At 70.7% G+C, this 16,799-nt stretch carries 14 protein-coding genes; 7 read left to right on the top strand and 7 right to left on the bottom strand.

All coding sequences use genetic code 11. The annotated features are described in order from the left end of the window. Together IU450_RS11970 and IU450_RS11975 are read right to left on the bottom strand one after the other, a co-directional pair. Positions 1–1,416: an amino acid permease gene (locus IU450_RS11970; RefSeq protein WP_195149842.1), complete on the bottom strand. Its 1,416-nt coding sequence runs from the start codon at positions 1,414–1,416 to the stop codon at positions 1–3. Between the two features lie 132 nt (positions 1,417–1,548). Next, on the bottom strand, positions 1,549–2,694 hold the full coding sequence (locus tag IU450_RS11975) for an LLM class flavin-dependent oxidoreductase (protein WP_195149843.1): 1,146 nt from the start codon (positions 2,692–2,694) through the stop codon (positions 1,549–1,551). 339 nt (positions 2,695–3,033) lie between these two features. Here IU450_RS11975 and IU450_RS11980 point away from each other — a divergent pair, with 339 nt between their 5' ends. Further along, positions 3,034–4,542, top strand: a complete 1,509-nt coding sequence (locus tag IU450_RS11980) for a flavin-containing monooxygenase (protein ID WP_195149844.1) — start codon at positions 3,034–3,036, stop codon at positions 4,540–4,542. A gap of 15 nt (positions 4,543–4,557) precedes the next feature. Here the strand turns inward: IU450_RS11980 and IU450_RS11985 are convergent, their stop codons facing one another. The 3 genes from IU450_RS11985 to IU450_RS11995 all read right to left on the bottom strand — a co-directional run bounded on the left by IU450_RS11985 (position 4,558) and on the right by IU450_RS11995 (position 6,060). Further along, complete coding sequence (locus IU450_RS11985; RefSeq protein ID WP_195149845.1) at positions 4,558–4,875, bottom strand: hypothetical protein; 318 nt, start codon at positions 4,873–4,875, stop codon at positions 4,558–4,560. Continuing rightward, positions 4,833–5,273, bottom strand: coding sequence for a hypothetical protein (locus IU450_RS11990; protein WP_195149846.1), 441 nt, complete (start codon positions 5,271–5,273; stop codon positions 4,833–4,835). Before IU450_RS11990 ends, IU450_RS11985 begins: the two co-directional genes overlap by 43 nt. A 178-nt stretch (positions 5,274–5,451) precedes the next feature. Further along, positions 5,452–6,060: a TetR/AcrR family transcriptional regulator gene (locus IU450_RS11995; protein WP_195149847.1), complete on the bottom strand. Its 609-nt coding sequence runs from the start codon at positions 6,058–6,060 to the stop codon at positions 5,452–5,454. A 55-nt stretch (positions 6,061–6,115) separates the two neighbouring features. Between IU450_RS11995 and IU450_RS12000 the strand changes: the two genes are divergently transcribed. The 6 genes from IU450_RS12000 (at position 6,116) to IU450_RS12025 (ending at position 14,098) form a co-directional block, all read left to right on the top strand. Further along, positions 6,116–9,298, top strand: coding sequence for an acetyl-CoA carboxylase family protein (locus tag IU450_RS12000; RefSeq protein ID WP_195149848.1), 3,183 nt, complete (start codon positions 6,116–6,118; stop codon positions 9,296–9,298). A 117-nt stretch (positions 9,299–9,415) separates the two neighbouring features. Then, positions 9,416–10,060, top strand: coding sequence for a pentapeptide repeat-containing protein (locus IU450_RS12005; RefSeq protein WP_195149849.1), 645 nt, complete (start codon positions 9,416–9,418; stop codon positions 10,058–10,060). 187 nt (positions 10,061–10,247) lie between these two features. Further along, complete coding sequence (locus tag IU450_RS12010) at positions 10,248–11,288, top strand: AraC family transcriptional regulator (RefSeq protein WP_195149850.1); 1,041 nt, start codon at positions 10,248–10,250, stop codon at positions 11,286–11,288. Positions 11,289–11,569: 281 nt separating this feature from the next. Then, positions 11,570–12,595, top strand: coding sequence for a PP2C family protein-serine/threonine phosphatase (locus tag IU450_RS12015; RefSeq protein ID WP_195149851.1), 1,026 nt, complete (start codon positions 11,570–11,572; stop codon positions 12,593–12,595). A 35-nt stretch (positions 12,596–12,630) separates the two neighbouring features. Beyond that, positions 12,631–13,491 carry an SDR family oxidoreductase gene (locus tag IU450_RS12020; protein ID WP_195149852.1) on the top strand — a complete coding sequence of 287 codons (861 nt, stop codon included), beginning with the start codon at positions 12,631–12,633 and terminating at the stop codon, positions 13,489–13,491. A 79-nt stretch (positions 13,492–13,570) separates the two neighbouring features. Further along, a complete protein-coding gene (locus IU450_RS12025; protein WP_195149853.1) occupies positions 13,571–14,098 on the top strand; it encodes an AAA family ATPase in 528 nt (175 codons plus the stop codon). A 19-nt stretch (positions 14,099–14,117) separates the two neighbouring features. Here IU450_RS12025 and IU450_RS12030 read toward each other — a convergent pair whose 3' ends face one another. Continuing rightward, on the bottom strand, positions 14,118–15,623 hold the full coding sequence (locus IU450_RS12030; protein WP_195149854.1) for an FAD-dependent oxidoreductase: 1,506 nt from the start codon (positions 15,621–15,623) through the stop codon (positions 14,118–14,120). A 52-nt stretch (positions 15,624–15,675) separates the two neighbouring features. Next, positions 15,676–16,611, bottom strand: coding sequence for a glycosyltransferase family 9 protein (locus IU450_RS12035; protein ID WP_195149855.1), 936 nt, complete (start codon positions 16,609–16,611; stop codon positions 15,676–15,678). Between the last annotated feature and the right edge of the window lie 188 nt (positions 16,612–16,799).

A 16,799-nucleotide genomic window follows, 5' to 3' on the forward strand; every position in this document is an offset into this window, starting at 1 on the left:
TCAGGCAGGCGGCGGGCCGGGGCGGGGTTCGGCGAGGGTGGAGCGCTTGCGGCCGTATCCGAGGTAGACGGCGATACCCACCAGCACCCAGACACCGAACCGCACCCAGGTCAGCGCCTCGAGGGTGGTCGCGAGCAGGACGCAGCCGATCAGCGCGAGGATCGGAACCAGCGGCACGAGCGGGGTGCGGAAGGGGCGTTCGCGCTCGGGCTCCACCCGGCGCAGCACCAGCACGCCCACGCACACCACCGCGAACGCCGACAGGGCGCCGATGTTCACCAGTTCGACCACGATATCGATCGGCAGCAGCCCCGCGATGATCGCGCCGATGGCCCCGAGCAGCAGCGTCAGCCGCACCGGGGTCGAACGTTTTCCGGTCGCCGCGAGGCGGTAGGGGAGCAGCCGGTCGCGGCACATCGCGAACATCAATCGAACCTGCGCGTACACGATCAGCAGCAGGCCCTTGGTCAGCGCGACGATCGAGGCGATCACGATGACCTCGCCGATCCATCCGATGCGCACCGCGCCGAACGCGGTCGCGATCGGCGCGCTGTTGTTCAGCGTCGCGAACGGCACCATGCCGGTGAGCACCACGCTGACCAGCGCGTAGAGCACGGTGGCGATGAGCACCGTGCCGATGATGGCGAACGGGACGTCGCGGCGCGGGTTGCGAGCTTCCTCCGCCGAGGCGGCGACCACGTCGAAACCGAGGAAGGCGAAGAACGCGATCGCCGCGCCTCCGACGATGCCCCCGACCCCGAACGGGGCGAACGGGGTCCAGTTGTCCACGGCGACGTGCGGTGCGCCGACGGCGATCACCAGCACGAGCACACCGATGGTCACGCCGACCAGCACTTTGGTGATGCGCGCGGTGAAGGTGACCTCCCCGGCCAGCACCGCGACGACGACGGCGACGATCAGCACGGCGGGCAGATTCACCACACCGCCTTCGGCGGGCCCCGCGGCGAGCGCGTGCGGAACGGTGAGGCCGAACAGCGAGTCCAGCGCGGACACGGTGGTGCCGGACCATCCGATCGCCACCGCGGCTCCCGCGATGACGAACTCCAGCAGCAGGTTCCAGCCGACCAGGAACGCCGGACCTTCGCCGAGGGTCGCGTAGGTGTAGGTGTACGCGCTGCCGGAGACCGGCGCCATCGCCGCGAGTTCGCTGTAGCACAGCGCCACCAGTACGCACACCGCTCCCGCCAGCGCGAACGACAGCACGATGGCGGGCCCTGCCTTCTCCGCGGCGGCGACGCCGGTGATGACGAAGATTCCCGCGCCGACGATGGTGCCGACGCCCATGGCGGTGAGGTCGAGTCGTCCGAGCCTGCGCGCCAGCGCGGGCGCGCCCGCCTCGGTCGTCGCGGTGTCGGGCAGGCGGCGGCGCCATCGCCGGGCTGATGCGGTGGTCATGACTCCCTTACGAGAACGGTCCGTCGGTCGCGGCCGGGTATGCCGAACCGATGGACCATTCTCGCCGCGCAGCCGTGGCTGGGAATAACTGGGGTGTTGCGGACGGTGCGCGCCCGCACCGGCCCGGATCGCTCAGCTGCTGGAGGACGTGGCGAAGGGCGTTGCCGCGGCGACGCGGGCCGCGCGGTTGGGATGCCGCCACAGGCCCTTGCGCTCGAGGATCGGCAGCACGCCTTCGCCGAACCAGTACGCCTCTTCCAGGTGGGGGTAGCCGGAGAGGATGAAGTGCTCGATGCCCAGCCGGGCGTACTCGGCCAGCCGATCGGCGACTTCGGCGTGCGAGCCGACCAGCGCGGTGCCCGCGCCGCCGCGGACCAGGCCGACGCCCGCCCAGAGGTTGGGCGCGATTTCCAGCCGCTCGGTGCTGCCGCCGTGCAGTTCCGACATCCGTCGCTGGCCTTCGGATTCACTGCGCGCCAGATTGGCCTGCACCCGCTCGATGTCGGCGGGATCGATGCCGGCCAGCAGGCGATCGGCCTCGGCCCACGCCTGCTCGGAGGTGTCCCGGCTGATCACGTGGACGCGCAGGCCGTAGTCGAGCACGCGCCCGTGGTCGACCGCAAGGCGGCGGATCCACTCCAGTTTCCCGCTCACCGCGGGCAGCGGTTCGCCCCAGGTCAGGTAGGTGTCGCTGTAGCGGGCCGCGATCGGGCCGGCCGGTGCGGAGGAACCGCCGAAGAACACCGGCGGCACCGGATCCGGACGGTTGCTCAGCAGTGCCTGCTGTACCCGGATGTGCTCGCCCTCGAAGGTCACCGGCTCGGTGGAGGTCCACAGTTCGCGTACCACGTGCAGGAATTCGCCGGTGCGGGCGTAGCGCTGGGTCTTGTCCAGGAAGTCGCCGTAGGCCTGCTGCTCGTGTGGCTCGCCACCGGTCACCACGTTGAGCAGCAATCTGCCCCGGGAGTGCCGCTGGAACGTCGCCGCCATCTGCGCCGCGAGCGTCGGGCTGACCAGCCCTGGGCGGAAGGCCACCAGGAACTTCAGCGTCTCGGTGGTCTCGACCATCATCGCGGTGGTCAGCCAGGCGTCCTCGCACCACGCGCCGGTGGGGGTGAGCACGGCCTCGAAGCCGTTGTCCTCGGCCGCGGCGCCGATCTGGTTCAGATACCGCAGGCTGGCCGGGCGGTCACCGGACATGAACGTGCCGTGCCCGCCCGCGACCAGCCCGCGGGAATCGCCGTAGGTGGGGAGGAACCAGTGGAACGACAGACTCATGCGGAGCCAACTCCCTTCCGGAGACCGTGGCCGGGTCACCCTGGTGACCGCCGCGCACGCGAAGCGACCCGAACCGGCTCCCGGTCCGCGACGATGACAGACCCGCGACGCCTCGGGGTAGCGGGTTAGATCGAGGGCGGTGCGCCTTGTGGGCGCGCCGCAGTGATCCATGCTGAGCGCTCGACCGGCCGGGGTCACGGTTTGGAACCAGGCCGGTTTTTATTCGTGTGTCCGTACGTGTCACTATTTCCGTACTAGACGTAACCACGGATAACACGTAATCTGGCCTCAGCACGCACCCCACGGTGTGCGAGGCGGACGGACGAAACGAGTACCTCAATGACGCGGCATGTCGACGTACTGATCATCGGCGCTGGGCTGTCCGGAATCGGCATGGCCTGCCATCTCACCAAGGAGCAGACGGGACGCAGCTACGCGATCCTGGAGGGCAGGACCGCCATCGGCGGCACGTGGGACCTGTTCCGCTACCCCGGCATTCGATCCGACTCGGACATGTACACCTTCGGTTACGGCTTTCGGCCGTGGAACGGCACGAAGGTGCTCGCCGACGGACCGAACATCCGCCGGTACATCGAGGAGACCGCGGACGAGTACGGCGTCACCGAGCACATCCGGTTCGGCCGCAAGGTGACCACGGCGCGCTGGTCCAGCGAGACGTCCACCTGGACGGTCGAGGCACTCGACGAGCAGACCGGCGAGACCGAGGTCTACACCAGCGATTTCCTGGTCGGCTGCACCGGCTACTACGACTACGACAACGGCTATCGTCCGCGGTTTCCCGGCGAGGAGAACTTCGGCGGGCAGATCGTGCACCCGCAGCACTGGCCCGAAGGCCTCGACTACTCCGGCAAGCGAGTGGTGGTGATCGGGTCCGGCGCCACCGCGATCACCCTGATCCCGGCCATGAGCGATACGGCGGCGCACGTCACCATGCTGCAGCGCTCACCGACGTACATCACCGCGCTGCCCGCCGACGACCCGGTCGCGGTGGGGATGAAGGCCGCCAAGGTGCCCGCCGCACTCGCCTACCGGATCGGGCGCGCGCGCAACATCGCCTTGCAGCGCGCCAGCTTCCAGCTCTCCCGCACCAATCCGGAGGCGGCGAAGAAGCTGCTGCTCGCCGCCGTGCGAATGCAGGTCGGCTCGGGCATCGACATGCGCCATTTCACCCCGTCCTACAACCCGTGGGACCAGCGTCTGTGCGTGGTGCCCAACGGTGACCTGTTCAAGGTCCTGCGCAGTGGCAAGGCGTCCATCGTCACCGACCGCATCGAGACGTTCACCGAGACCGGCATCCGCCTGGCCTCCGGCGAGGAACTGCCCGCCGACCTGGTCATCAGCGCCACCGGTCTGAGCGTGCAGATGCTCGGCGGCATGAGCCTGGAGATCGACGGCGAGCCGGTGGCCACCCGGGATCGGGTGGTCTACAAGGGCGCGATGCTCGACGGCGTGCCGAACGCGATGATGGTGCTCGGCTACACCAACGCGTCCTGGACGCTGAAGGCCGACCTCGCGGCCGAATACTTCTGCCGCGTGCTCAACCACATGAAGGCGAACGGTTTCACCCGGGTCGAGCCCGTGGCCACCGACCGCGATCGCGGTACCGACTCCGTGATGGGCGGCGCGCTGAGCTCCGGTTACATCCAGCGCGGCGACGCGGTGATGCCGCGGCAGGGCACCAACGGCCCGTGGCAGGTGATCAACAACTACTTCCGCGACCGCAAGCTGCTGCGCAAGGGCGCGCTGGAGGACGGGGTGCTCTCCTTCAGTCGTGCCGAGAAGGCGCCGACCGCCGCACCGCGGCTGGAAGGCACGCGCAGCGCCTGAGTGTCGTCCGGCGTTTCACCGCGGCGGGCACGACCAGGTGCCCGCCGCGAATCCGGACAACTCGCACAGCGCGGTGCGCGGGTAGTAGGGGCCCATGATCTCTGCGGCATGCTCCGGCGGAGTTCCGCCGGGCACGTTCTGCACGGCATGCGGAAAGTCACTGTCCGGCAACATGTTCCGCAACACCAGCAATTGCTGTCGATCGGCGTGCGCGGCGTCGAAGGGTACGAAGGTCGCACCCGGGATCCGCTCGATCCGTTCCCGCTGCCGCTCGGTGCCGACGACGTAGGTTAGCCGTCGGCATCGACGGCGGTCCGGTCGTCCGTGCGGCATCCGTCATCGATCGTGCCGTCCGGCAGCGGATTACGGGCCACCGGGCCCGGCGGGATCGACGGGTAGGCGCACCTCGAGAAATAGCGCACGTCCGCCACCGAACGCGGCCACGGCGCCGGATGCTCGCCCCGCGCGGTGCGCGGCGCCTTGCCGCGGACGACGAGCACGCGGTCGTCGCGTGGCGGCACCAGCGCGTAGCGCAGATAGGCGTTGTCGACGTTCGGGAACGCCGAGACCGGGCCGCTGGTGTCGACGCGCGCGAAGCCCGTGCTGTCGGCGCCGGGACCACCCGAGGGCGAGTAGGTCCGCATGATCAGGAACCCCGGCTGCCCGGTCATCGCGTTCGCGGGTGCGAGCGGCAACGTATTCGGCTGCCCGGCGGCGACATCCGGACGCACGGCGATCGTGTACGGGCCCCGGGTGCGGTAGGCGTCCGCGACGGGTTGGCATCGCCGGGCTCCGGTTCGATCCGATAGTCGGCGATCGCCGACGAGACACCGTCGCGGGTGAATCCGTTGAAGGTCGAGGTGTTGAACGACAGGTACCGCGCATCGGGGAAGTGGCCGCGCAACGTCGCTACAGACCCAGCAGAGTCTCCGAGACCGTCACCATGGCGTCGCGGTACTCGGCGCGGCTGGGTCCGTCGGCGTCGCGGCGGGCCAGCACGCCTGCGGTGAGGGCGTAGCCGATGGTTTCCGCGATCACGCGCGGCGCGACCGCCGGGGTGATGCGGCCCGCGTCGAGCTGGCGCTGAAGATACCGGGTGAAGCGGCGGATCGGGCGCTCGGTGATCTCCGCGGCCAGGGCGGCCACCCTGGGGTCCACCGCTCCGCGTTCGTCGATCAGGCGCAGCAGCGGTCCCGCCGTCGCGACCGCGCCGGCGAACGACTCGATGGTGGCCCGCAACATCGTTCGCGGGTCGTCATCCTCGATACCCGGCTCCTGGGCGGCGAGGAAGTCGTCGCGCACCCGCTCGGCCAGCGCGAAGAAGATCTCTTCCTTCGAGGCGAAGTAGACGTACATCGTGGCGCGGGAGACACCGGCCTCGGCGGTGATCGTGGCGACCGTGGTGTTGTCGTAGCCGCGCTCGGCGAACACCCGCGCCGCGGCGTCGAGGAGGTCGCGGTGCCGGGAGGTGTGCGAGCGCTCCCGCGCGGCGCGCACCGACCAGGTGGACTGGGTCACGCAGGTCATCGTCGCGCATATTGACGTTGACGTCAATGTCAACGAGACTGACGGCATGCAGGTCGTCGTGGTGAACAGGGGAGAAGTGGCGGTTCGCGTGCTGCGCACCGCCCGGGAACGGGGTTGGCGAACCCTGGCGGTGTACACGGCCGAGGAACAGCACGCGCTGCACGTCCGTCTGGCCGACGAGGCCGTGGTGTTGCCGGGTGTCGGAGCCGCCGCCTACCTCGATGTGGCAGCCGTCGTCGCGGCGGCCGCGAAGGCGGCGCCGGGCGCACTCGTGCACCCGGGTTACGGATTCCTCAGTGAGAGCGCGGAATTCGCACGCGCGTGCGCGGCGGCCGAGCTCGTGTTCGTCGGTCCGTCACCCGAGGCGCTCGGCGTCTTCGGCGACAAGACCGCGGCCCGCGCAGCAGCCGAGCGCGCGGGCGTCCCGGTGATTCCGGCGACCCGTCGCGGCGCGGACTTCGCCGAGGTCGAGGCCCTGCTCACCGCTCATCCCGACGGGGTGATGGTGAAGGCCACGGCGGGGGGCGGAGGGCGCGGTATGCGGGCGGTGGGCGATGCGGCATCTCTCCCGGAGGCATTCGAGCGCTGCCGCGCGGAGGCGCTGGCCGGATTCGGTGACGCGGGGGTCTACGCGGAGGCGCTGGTCATCGACGCGCGCCACGTCGAAGTGCAGATAGTCGCGGACGGACGGGCGGCAACGGCCGTCGGTGACCGCGATTGCAGCGTGCAGCGCAGGCAGCAGAAGCTGGTCGAGGTGGCGCCCGCTCCCCAGCTGTCCGAGGCGCTGCGCGAGCGATTGCACAGTTGGGCCGTGCGGGTCGCCGAATCCGTCGGCTGTCGCGGCGTCCTCACCGTCGAGTTCCTGGTGCGCGGCGAGGACGCGTGGTTTCTCGAGGTCAATCCGCGACTGCAGGTCGAACACACCGTCACCGAAGCGGTCACGGGTATCGACCTGGTCGCCGTGCAATGCGATCTCGCCGGTGGCGCGACACTGGCCGATCTCGCGCTGCCCGCCCCCGGGACCGCACGCGGCTGCGCGGTGCAGGCGCGCCTGAACGCCGAAATCCTCACCTCGGGCGGCGATGTACTGCCCGGCACCGGCACACTGGCTCAGTTCGCTCCGCCGACCGGCAGCGGCGTGCGGGTCGACACGGCCGCGTTCGCCGGGATGCGGCAGGACGCGCGTTTCGATTCCCTGCTGGCGAAGATCATCGCTTCCGGTCCGTCGTATCCGGCCGCGCTGCGCCGGTGCGCGGACGCGCTGGCCGAGACCGTCGTGGCCGGGGTGGACACCAATGCCGCGGTGCTGCGCGCGGTCCTGGCGGAGCTGGCCGACGGCCGCGTCGTGCCGACCACCTGGTTCGAGCGGCACATCGACGAATTGATCGTGCGTGCCACGGATTTCCCGAGCCCGGTCGCGGTTGCGCCCGTCGCGGAAGTCGCGGCGACGGCGGTGACGCTGGCGGACGACGAACAGGCGGTGCTGTCGCCGATGGGCGGCACGGTGGTCGCCATCGCCGAGCCGGGCGCGATCGTTCCCGCGGGCGGCGAGGTCGCGGTGCTGGAGGCCATGAAGATGCAGCACGTGGTGCGCGCCGAGCAGGATTTGCGGGTGCACCGCCACGTCGTGGCGCGGGGCGCGGTGGTCGATCCGCATGCGCCGCTGCTGGTCTTCGTCGCCGCCGAACACGACGGAGCGGTCCTCGACGAGGTCGCGGTCGACTTGGACGCGATACGCGCCGATCTCGCCGAGGTGTACGCCCGTCACCGTGTCGGACTGGACGAATCCCGGCCGGAGGCGGTCGCGAAGCGGCGCCGGCTCGGGCGGCGCACCGCGCGCGAGAACATCGCCGACCTGGTCGATGCGGACAGCTTCGTCGAGTACGGCGCGCTCGCGGTCGCCGCGCAACGACTGCGCCGCAGCCAGGAGGATCTGATCGCGAACACCCCGGCGGACGGGTTGATCGCGGGCGTCGCGACCATCGATGCCGAGCGATTCGGTCCCGACCGATCTCGCGCGGTCGTGCTGTCCTACGACTACACGGTGCTGGCGGGCACCCAGGGCATGCGCAATCACGTGAAGACCGACCGCATGCTCGAACTCGCTCGTGAGCAACGGCTTCCGGTGGTCTTCTTCACCGAGGGCGGCGGAGGCAGGCCGGGCGACACCGACTACCCCGGTATCTCCGGCCTGGACGTCACCACTTTTCGCGCGATGGGCGCGCTCTCGGGGCGGGTCCCGCTGATCGGCATCGTGTCGGGGCGCTGCTTCGCGGGTAACGCGGCGCTGCTCGGCATGTGTGACGTCGTGATCGCCACTCCCGACGCGAATATCGGCATGGGCGGTCCCGCCATGATCGAGGGCGGCGGGCTCGGCGTGTACGCGCCGGAGGACATCGGGCCGGTCGAGGTGCAGCGCCGCAACGGCGTCCTGCACGTCGTCGCGGCGGACGAAGCGGACGCGGTGGCCACCGCCCGCCGCTATCTCGCCTACTTCCGAGGCGCGACCGAGGATTGGACCGCACCGGACCCGCGCCTGGCGCGGCACGTGGTCCCGGAGAACCGCTTGCGCGCATTCGACATCCGCGCCGCCATCGAGTCCGTAGCCGATGTCGGGTCGGTACTCGAGTTGCGCCGGGACTGGGCGGTGGGGATGGTCACCGCACTGATCCGGGTGGAGGGACGGCCGTTCGGCTTGATCGCCAACAACTGCCACCACCACGGTGGCGCGATCGACGCTCCCGCCGCGGACAAGCTCAGCATGTTCCTGCGCTTGTGCGACACCCACGGTCTGCCGATCGTCTCCTTGTGCGACACACCGGGCTTCATGGTCGGTCCGGAGGCGGAAAAGGACGGCACTGTCACGAAATTCAGCCGCCTTTTCATCGACTCGGCTGCGCTCTCGGTCCCGCTGGGAACCGTCATCGTGCGCAAGGGTTACGGTCTCGGCGCTCAGGCCATGGCCGCGGGCTCCTTCCGCTCACCCCGGTTCGTCGTCGCCTGGCCCACCGGGGAGATCGGCGGCATGGGTCTCGAGGGCGCGGTCCGCTTGGGGTTCGCCAAAGAACTGGCCGCGATAGAGGATCCGGTGCAGCGGCAAGAGGCGTTCGACAACTTGGTTCAGCTCGCTTACGCCAACGGCAAGGCCCTCACCGCCGCAACCGTGCTCGAAGTCGACGACGTCATCGACCCGGCCGACACCCGCCGCTGGATACGCACCCTGCGCTGACCCGCGACTGGTGTGGGCGTCAGGGCTTTCGAGCGACCGCGCCGCGTCACCGCGGACGTGGCCGTGGCGCACCGCCATACTCGGCGTCGACCGATACGTGGACAACTGGAGGTGCGCATGGCGCGTGAACTCGACGACCTGCCGTACGCGCGGTATCTGACCGACCTGGACGGCGGCCTCGAGGCGGAAGGCGACTACGACTGCGTCCGGGTGGACGGCGGCGAACTGGACGACCTCGACCTCCGGCACGCGCGATTCAGCGAGTCGGTGTTCACGACGGTCGGGTTCACCCGGGGGAGCCTGCGCTACAGCCGGTTCGCCGACGTGTGGCTCCGCCACGTGCGCTGGGTGGGCACCGAACTGGCCGACACGGTATGGCTCGACGGCGAGGTGGTGTCGGGGGCGATGTCCGGTGTCGACTTCGCGGGCGCGAACCTGCGACGGGTCCGGTTCGAAGGCTGCAAGTTCGACTCGGTCAACTTCCGCGGGGCCCAGCTGCGCGAGGTGTCCTTCATCGACTGTGTGCTGCGCGATTGCGATTTCGCCGACGCCGCGCTGACCGACATCACGGTGCCCGGCTCGGCGCTGGTCCGGCTGTCGTTGCGCAAGGCCCGGCTGGCGAAGGCGGACCTGCGCGGTGCGACCGCGCTCGACTTCACCGATGGGCTCGACAGCCTGCGCGGCGCGACGATCACCACGCTGCAGCTGATGGATCTCGCGCCCGCCTTCGCGCGCTCCGTCGGCATCACCGTGCGGGATTGAACCCGGCCGCGGCGTTCTCTGGTGAACGGCTTTCCGGCCAGGACAGCCGGCACCACCCACGGGCTCGAAAAGGACTGTGCGCCAGCGGCTGCCGGAACGCCATTTCGGCGAAGCGCCGATGCGCCGGACACCTGATTGATACATTGCGCCGACACCGCGCAGTACCGCTTCATCGAGGATGCGAGCCATGGTCGATCGGGATTCCCTCCGCAGCACCGTCGGCGTGCGCGCTCTGGTGCGCATCGCCGGAGAGCGGGGCATGGCGCCCGCGGAGTGCCTGGCCGGTACGGCGCTGGCGCCTGCCGAACTGGGTGACCCATCCGCCGAGATCACCGCGCACGACGAATTGCGGATCGTGCACACGGTGCTCGGCCGCTTCGGCGACGAGCCGGGGCTCGGCCTCGCCGCGGCGGTCCGCCACCATCTGCGCTCGCGTGGGCCGTGGGGACTCGCGCTGCTGGGCAGCCGGACCCTGCGCGAGCTGATCGAGGTGGGGCTGCGCTGTGTTGGTCGCACGGTGCCGTTCGGGCGGTTGACGGTCGAGGAAGCCGACGGCGAAGCGCGCCTGGTGTTCCAGGACGCCGACATCCCGGCGGGCATGCGGGCGTTCTTCGCCGAAGCGACGCTGGCGGGACTGCCCGCCTTCGATCGAGAGCTGTTCTCCATCGGCGTCCCGGTGCGGCGGGTAAGTTTCCGGCACGCGTCCCCACGCGACATCACGCGCTATCGCGACATCTTCGGCGTCGTGCCGGTCTTCGGTGCGCCGGTGAGCGCGGTGGTCTTCGACCGCGGGACGCTGGACCTGCCGCTGCCCCCGGCGAACGACACCGCGCGGGACAACTGCGGGCAACTGTGCCGCGACCTGCTCGACCGGCGCCGGGCGCGCACCGGCGTCGCGGCGTCGGTACGCGACCGCCTGGTGCGCACTCCCGGTGAGATCCCCGACCAGGCGACGGTCGCCCTGGGGCTGTACATGAGCTCGCGCACCCTCTCGCGGCGACTGCACGAGGAGGGGACATCGTTCCGGGCGCTGCTGGACGAGGTGCGCAAGACCATGTCGGAGGTGTTGCTCGCGCACACCGACATGACCACCGAACAGGTCGCCGCCCGGCTCGGCTACGCGGAGGCGGCCTCCTTCATCCGCGCTTTCCGCCGCTGGCAGGGCTGCCCGCCGCAGACGTTCCGCTCCCGGGGCAGGCAGTCGCATCGCACACCCGAATTGGTCTGAGCGTCATCGGCTCCGGTCGGGCGGGCCATCCGGCGCGACCCGGCCTTTCCGCGCCGGTGCGGGCAGACCGTCCGCTATCGTGCGGGCGGGTCGATCCAGTACTGGGATCAGAGGGCGGGGACGCTCCCGTACTATCGCGATCGGAGTCGGCCTGCCGGGGAGATGAAGGAGGAGGGTGTGGAAGTTCGCACCAGCAACGAGCCACTGTGGTTACGGTTGGGCCAACGACTTCCGGAGCATACCGTGGGCGCCACGGCGCCGTCGGCCGAGGAAACCGTCCGATGAGCGAGGAGGGCGCCGACCTACGCTGCGCGGGATGCTCGGCGGTCGGACTCGACAGCCGCCGGTGCGCGTCTTGTGATCTCGAACTCGGTTACCGGTACGTGGCGCTGCCCGGGAACGATCCGGCGCCGTGCGCCGACTGCGGGGGAGACCGGTTCCACGACGACGGCCGCTGTGCGCAGTGTGGCCGGTCCCGGACGATGCCGGATCGCTTCGACACCGATCTGGGCGCGGTCGCGGTGCTCACCGATCGTGGCATCGCCCACGCGCGCAACGAGGATGCCGTCGCCGCCGGGGTGCTCGAAGCCGTGGTGCCCGGAGTGCCGACGACCGTCGTGATCGCGGTGAGCGACGGCGTGTCGACCTCGTCGCGACCGCAGGTGGCCTCCGGTGCGGCGGTCCGGGCAGGCGTCGGCGCCACCGCCGCCGCGCTCGCCGCCGGACAGCCCGCGGCCGAGGCGATCATGACCGGGCTCGCGGCCGCGGCGCAGGCTGTCCGCGAGGTCGACGTTCCCGACGGTCCCGCGCCGTCGTGCACCTACGTGTGCGCCATCGTGTCGCACAACGGCGCCGAGACCGACGTCACCGTGGCCAACGTCGGGGACAGCCGGGCGTATTGGCTGCCCGCCGACCGCGGCGGCGAGCCCGCCCAACGGTTGACCGTGGACGACTCGTGGGCGCAGGCGCTGGTCGACGCCGGTGCGATGGACGAGCGCGCCGCGATGGCCGACCCGAGGGCGCACACGCTGATCCGCTGGCTCGGCGCGGACAGCCCGGCGAAGCCATGGGCGGACAACTGCGTGCGGACGGTGCGCGTCTCGGGACCGGGCATGCTGCTGCTGTGCTCCGACGGACTGTGGAACTATGCGCCCGCCCCGTCCGCGCTGGCCGAGCAGATGGCGGGTGCGGCTCCCGCGGCGGCGGCCGCCGCGCTCGCGGAGTTCGCCTTGCGTTGCGGCGGCGGTGACAACATCACGGTCGCGCTGGCGCCCGTCCCGTGGGAGGCGCGTTCAGCGGTTCCATAGACAGCCATGTTCATGGTTGCGTATGGTCGTCGACTATGACGAAGTTCGCCGGCAAAACCTGCCTGATCACCGGCGCGGCCAGCGGTCTCGGTCGCAGCACGGCGCTCGCGGCCGCGGCCAAGGGCGCCGCGCTCGTGCTGACCGATATCGCCGCCGAGGGTCTGGCACGGACCGCCGCCGAGGCGCGCGCCGCCGGCGCGACCGTCCACCTGGCCACGGCGGCCGACGTCAGTGACTACGACCAGGTCGTCGCGCTCGCGGCCGAGGCACACGACGCGGTCGGCAGCGTCGACATCGTCATGAACGTGGCGGGTATCGCCACCTGGGGCACCGTCGACCGGCTGACCCACAGCCAGTGGCGGCGCACCATCGATATCGACCTCATGGGCCCGATCCACGTGATCGAAGCGTTCGTTCCGCCGATGATCGCGGCCGGACGGGGCGGCCACGTGGTGAACGTGTCCTCGGCCGCGGGCTTGTTCGGGTTGCCATGGCACGCCCCCTACAGCGCGAGCAAGTTCGGCCTGCGCGGAGTGTCGGAGGTGCTGCGCTTCGATCTCGCGCGCCACCGAATCGGCGTCAGCCTGGTGTGCCCGGGTGCGATGGCCACGCCGATGGTCGACAGCGTCGACATCGCGGGCGTCGATCGCACGGCCGAGGCGGTACAGCGTGGCATCGCGCTGTTCATGCGGCACGCGGTCACCCCGGAGGCCGCGGCCCGATCGATCGTGCGCGGCGTGGAGCGCAACCGCTACCTGGTCTTCACCTCGCCCGACATCCGCGTCGGCTTCTGGGCGCAGCGGTACTTCCCGCCCGCCTACAACGCCGCGATGCGCGGGTTGAACTGGGCGATGAACCGCTATGTCCAGGAGAAGGCAGGCGCCGCCGCGAGCTGAGCGCAGCGGGCCACCGAAGTGGCCGCGCCCGAGCGGAAACCATTGGACGCCGCCGTGCGCGCTCGTCATGATCGACGCCATGACATCGGCTGTCTACCTGGTCACCGGCATTCAGGCCGCGGGTAAATCCACCGTCGCCCAGGCGCTGGCCGAACGGCTGCCGCGCTCGGCGCACGTGCGCGGAGACGTGTTCCGCCGATTCGTGGTGCAGGGCCGCGCGGAGATGAGCGCCGTCCCCTCCGCCGACGCGATCGCCCAGCTGCGGTTGCGGCATCGGTTGGCCGCCGCTACCGCCGACGCGTATGCCGAGGCCGGGTTCACGGCGGTTCTGCAAGACGTCGTCCTCGGCGAATTCCTGCCATGGACGGCGGATCTGATTCGCACCCGGCCGCTCTATGTCGTCGTGCTGGCGCCGCGCCCCGAGGTGGTCGCCGCACGCGAGGCCGGGCGCGGCAAAGACGCCTACGACGAATTCACCATCGCGGCCCTGGACAGTGTGCTGCGCGAGAACACGCCCCGAATCGGTCTGTGGCTCGACACCTCGGAGCTGACGGTGGAGCAGACGATCGATCGGATTCTCACCGACGCCGAGCCAGTGCGGGGCTGAAGCCCCGGTCGCCGTGCGCTCACTGGGAATCGCGCGGCACTTGAAGGGGAGTGAGCGAGCTGGTGGCCGGGCCTTCGAGCAGCGTGCCGTCGGCGGCGAAGCGCGAACCGTGCAGCGGGCAGTCCCAGGTGCGTTCGGCATCGTTCCAGTTGAGGATGCCGTACAGGTGCGGGCAGACGGCGGAGACCCGGTTGGTGACGCCGTCCACCGTGCACACGGCGGTCGGATGCAGGCCTTCGCGCAGTACCGTGCCACAGCCTTCGGCCGGAGCGACGCCGTCGCGGTGCGTCGCGACGCGCAACCAGCCCGCCGAAAGCTGTTGCGCCACCGCGCTGTTGGTCTTCGTCACCGCGGGCAGCGCCTTGAGTTCGTCCGGGCGCCAGCTGGCCAGTGCGCCCGCCCAGCGCGGCGGCGCTCCGGTGAGCCGTCCGGCCAGCGCGATGGCCGCGGCCACACCATTGGTCAGCCCCCATTTGGCGTAGCCGGTGGCCAGCTGGATCTCGTGCTGCCCGGGCAGCAGCGGACCCACGTAGGGTAGTTCGGCGACCGGCGAGTAGTCCTGGGCGGACCAGCGGTGCGTCGGCTCGGCGCTGGGGAACCAGGTTCGCGCCCAGTGCACCAGGTCCTCCACTTTCTCGCGGGTCGATCCGCCGCGGCCGACGACGTGGCCGTTGCCACCGACCAGCAAGAGTTCTCCGTCCGGCCCCTCCGCGCGACGCAGGGAGCGGGTGGGGCTGCCCGCACTGATGTACATATCGCGCGGAATCGGCTCGTCCACGGTGAACGCCGCCAGATAGGAGCGTTGCGGAACGAGGCGGGCGAAGAACCCGCCGCGATCGAGGATCGGTGTGCCGGTGGCCAGCACCACACGGCGCGCGCCGAGGTCGCCGTGTTCGGTCGACACGACGAGGTCACCCTGCGCGCCGTGATGCACGCCGCTCACCAGGGTGGATTCGTAGATCGGCGCGCCGTGCGCCTCCACATCGGCCGCGAGCGCGGCCAGCAGCGCCATCGGGTCGAGCTGCGCCTGATCGGCCAAGCGGACCGCGCCGTGCGCGGGGAACGGCACCTCCAGATCGCGGAGCAGTTCGGTGGGCAGTCCCGCCTTCTGGGTGGCGGCGTACTCGGCGCGCACGGCCGACATCTCGTCTTCGTTCTGCGCGTAGGTCAACGCGGCTACGCGATCGACCGCGACGCCGTGTGCGGCGCAGAAACGCAGCAGCCATTCCTGCCCTTCCCGATTCGCCGCCACATAGTCGCGCAGGACGTCGTCGGAATGGTGCCGGGCGATCTGCTGGGCCCGAGTCCCTTGCAGCAGACTGATTTTGCCGGTGGTAGCGCCGGTCGTCCCCGCCCCGACGCGCCTGCCTTCGACGACGGCGACCTCCACGCCGTGCTCGACCAGCAGCAGCGCGGTCACCAGTCCGGTGAGCCCACCGCCGATCACCACCGTGTCGAAGCGCGATCCCGGCGTCAACCGCAACCGCGCCGGGACCTGCGCTTCGTGCAACCATAGGGACGTCATAAGCCCGAGATAGCCGGTCTCGACGAGGTGAAACGCCCGTGCCGCATCCTCGTCACACCCGCACCCGACCGCTGAGCTGCCGATCCGCCGCGGCGAGCACTTCGGCCGCGCTGATCATCGAAAGTCCGGGCGCGGGAGTGTCCGCCAGTGGATCGCTCACCCGCCCGGCCCAGAGGGCGACATGCGCCTCGCGCTCGGGCGGCGGCCCCCAGATCGCGGGCGAATCGGGGCCGAAGATCAGCACCGACGGGGTGCCGAACGCCGTGGCCAGATGCCCCACACCGGTGTCGCCGCTCAGCACGAGAGCCGCGTCGGCCACGGTCACGGCCAGCTGCCGCAGCGTGAGTTCCCCTGCCAGCACACTGCTTTCGGGGAGTCCGGCCTGTTCGGCCACGTCCCGTGCGAGCGGGCGGTCTGCGGCACTGCCGACGACACGCACCGGGCAGCCCCAGTCGCCCAGGCCGGCCGCCACGGCTGCGAACCGCTCGGCGGGCCAGCGGCGGGCAGGCGCACCGCCGGGATAGACGACGATGCAGCGGCGCTCGCCGGTGCTCTCCGGCGGCGGGGTGATGTCCAGTCGCGCCGGGTCGGCGGGGATGCCCGCCCATTCCAGCAGTCGGCACCACCGCACCGTCTCGTGCAGGCCGGGCTCCCACTGTGGGCCCGGCAGCTGGGGAAAATCTTTGTGACGATAGGCGATCGTCCGCTCCGGATCGAGCGCGAGCAGTGCACCGGTGCTCTCGGCCGCGGCGCTGTGCAGATCGACCGCGAAAGTGGGCGGTGGCGCGTTCCAGCGCAGTGCGCTCGCCATCGGTGTGGCGTGCAGGTCGTCGACGCAATTCGCCAATTCGATCACGGGCCGTAGCCAGCCGGGTGCGGCGAGGACGAGCCGGTGTCGCGGGTGGGCGTCGTGCAGGGCGCGCAGGGCGGGAATCGCGGTCAAGAGCTCCCGCAGCCCGTGAGCGCGCAGCGCGAGCGTGACAGTCACGGAATGCCTCCAGATTCGGCGCTATGGGCACGGACCCCGCCACCGGGTCGACGTCGTCGGCGGCCCGGGGCGGGTGTGCCACAAAGCTTCGAGGTAGACGCGTCTCGAAGCCCGCCGGTCAGTGCGCTCCTCGACGCCGTTGTCGAGGGTTGCGCCGCAGTCCGGCGGTACTCCCACCGGGTTCGGCG

The sequence above is a fragment of the Nocardia abscessus genome (assembly GCF_015477775.1).
Taxonomy (GTDB): domain Bacteria; phylum Actinomycetota; class Actinomycetes; order Mycobacteriales; family Mycobacteriaceae; genus Nocardia; species Nocardia abscessus_A.

Bases quoted from the DNA above. Each gene is read 5' to 3' on its own strand.
- IU450_RS11970 (WP_195149842.1), bottom strand. From the start codon at position 1,416: ATGACCACCGCATCAGCCCGGCGATGGCGCCGCCGCCTGCCCGACACC.
- IU450_RS11975 (WP_195149843.1), bottom strand. From the start codon at position 2,694: ATGAGTCTGTCGTTCCACTGGTTCCTCCCCACCTACGGCGATTCCCGC.
- IU450_RS11980 (WP_195149844.1), top strand. From the start codon at position 3,034: ATGACGCGGCATGTCGACGTACTGATCATCGGCGCTGGGCTGTCCGGA.
- IU450_RS11985 (WP_195149845.1), bottom strand. From the start codon at position 4,875: ATGCCGCACGGACGACCGGACCGCCGTCGATGCCGACGGCTAACCTAC.
- IU450_RS12000 (WP_195149848.1), top strand. From the start codon at position 6,116: ATGCAGGTCGTCGTGGTGAACAGGGGAGAAGTGGCGGTTCGCGTGCTG.
- IU450_RS12005 (WP_195149849.1), top strand. From the start codon at position 9,416: ATGGCGCGTGAACTCGACGACCTGCCGTACGCGCGGTATCTGACCGAC.
- IU450_RS12010 (WP_195149850.1), top strand. From the start codon at position 10,248: ATGGTCGATCGGGATTCCCTCCGCAGCACCGTCGGCGTGCGCGCTCTG.
- IU450_RS12015 (WP_195149851.1), top strand. From the start codon at position 11,570: ATGAGCGAGGAGGGCGCCGACCTACGCTGCGCGGGATGCTCGGCGGTC.
- IU450_RS12020 (WP_195149852.1), top strand. From the start codon at position 12,631: ATGACGAAGTTCGCCGGCAAAACCTGCCTGATCACCGGCGCGGCCAGC.
- IU450_RS12025 (WP_195149853.1), top strand. From the start codon at position 13,571: ATGACATCGGCTGTCTACCTGGTCACCGGCATTCAGGCCGCGGGTAAA.
- IU450_RS12030 (WP_195149854.1), bottom strand. From the start codon at position 15,623: ATGACGTCCCTATGGTTGCACGAAGCGCAGGTCCCGGCGCGGTTGCGG.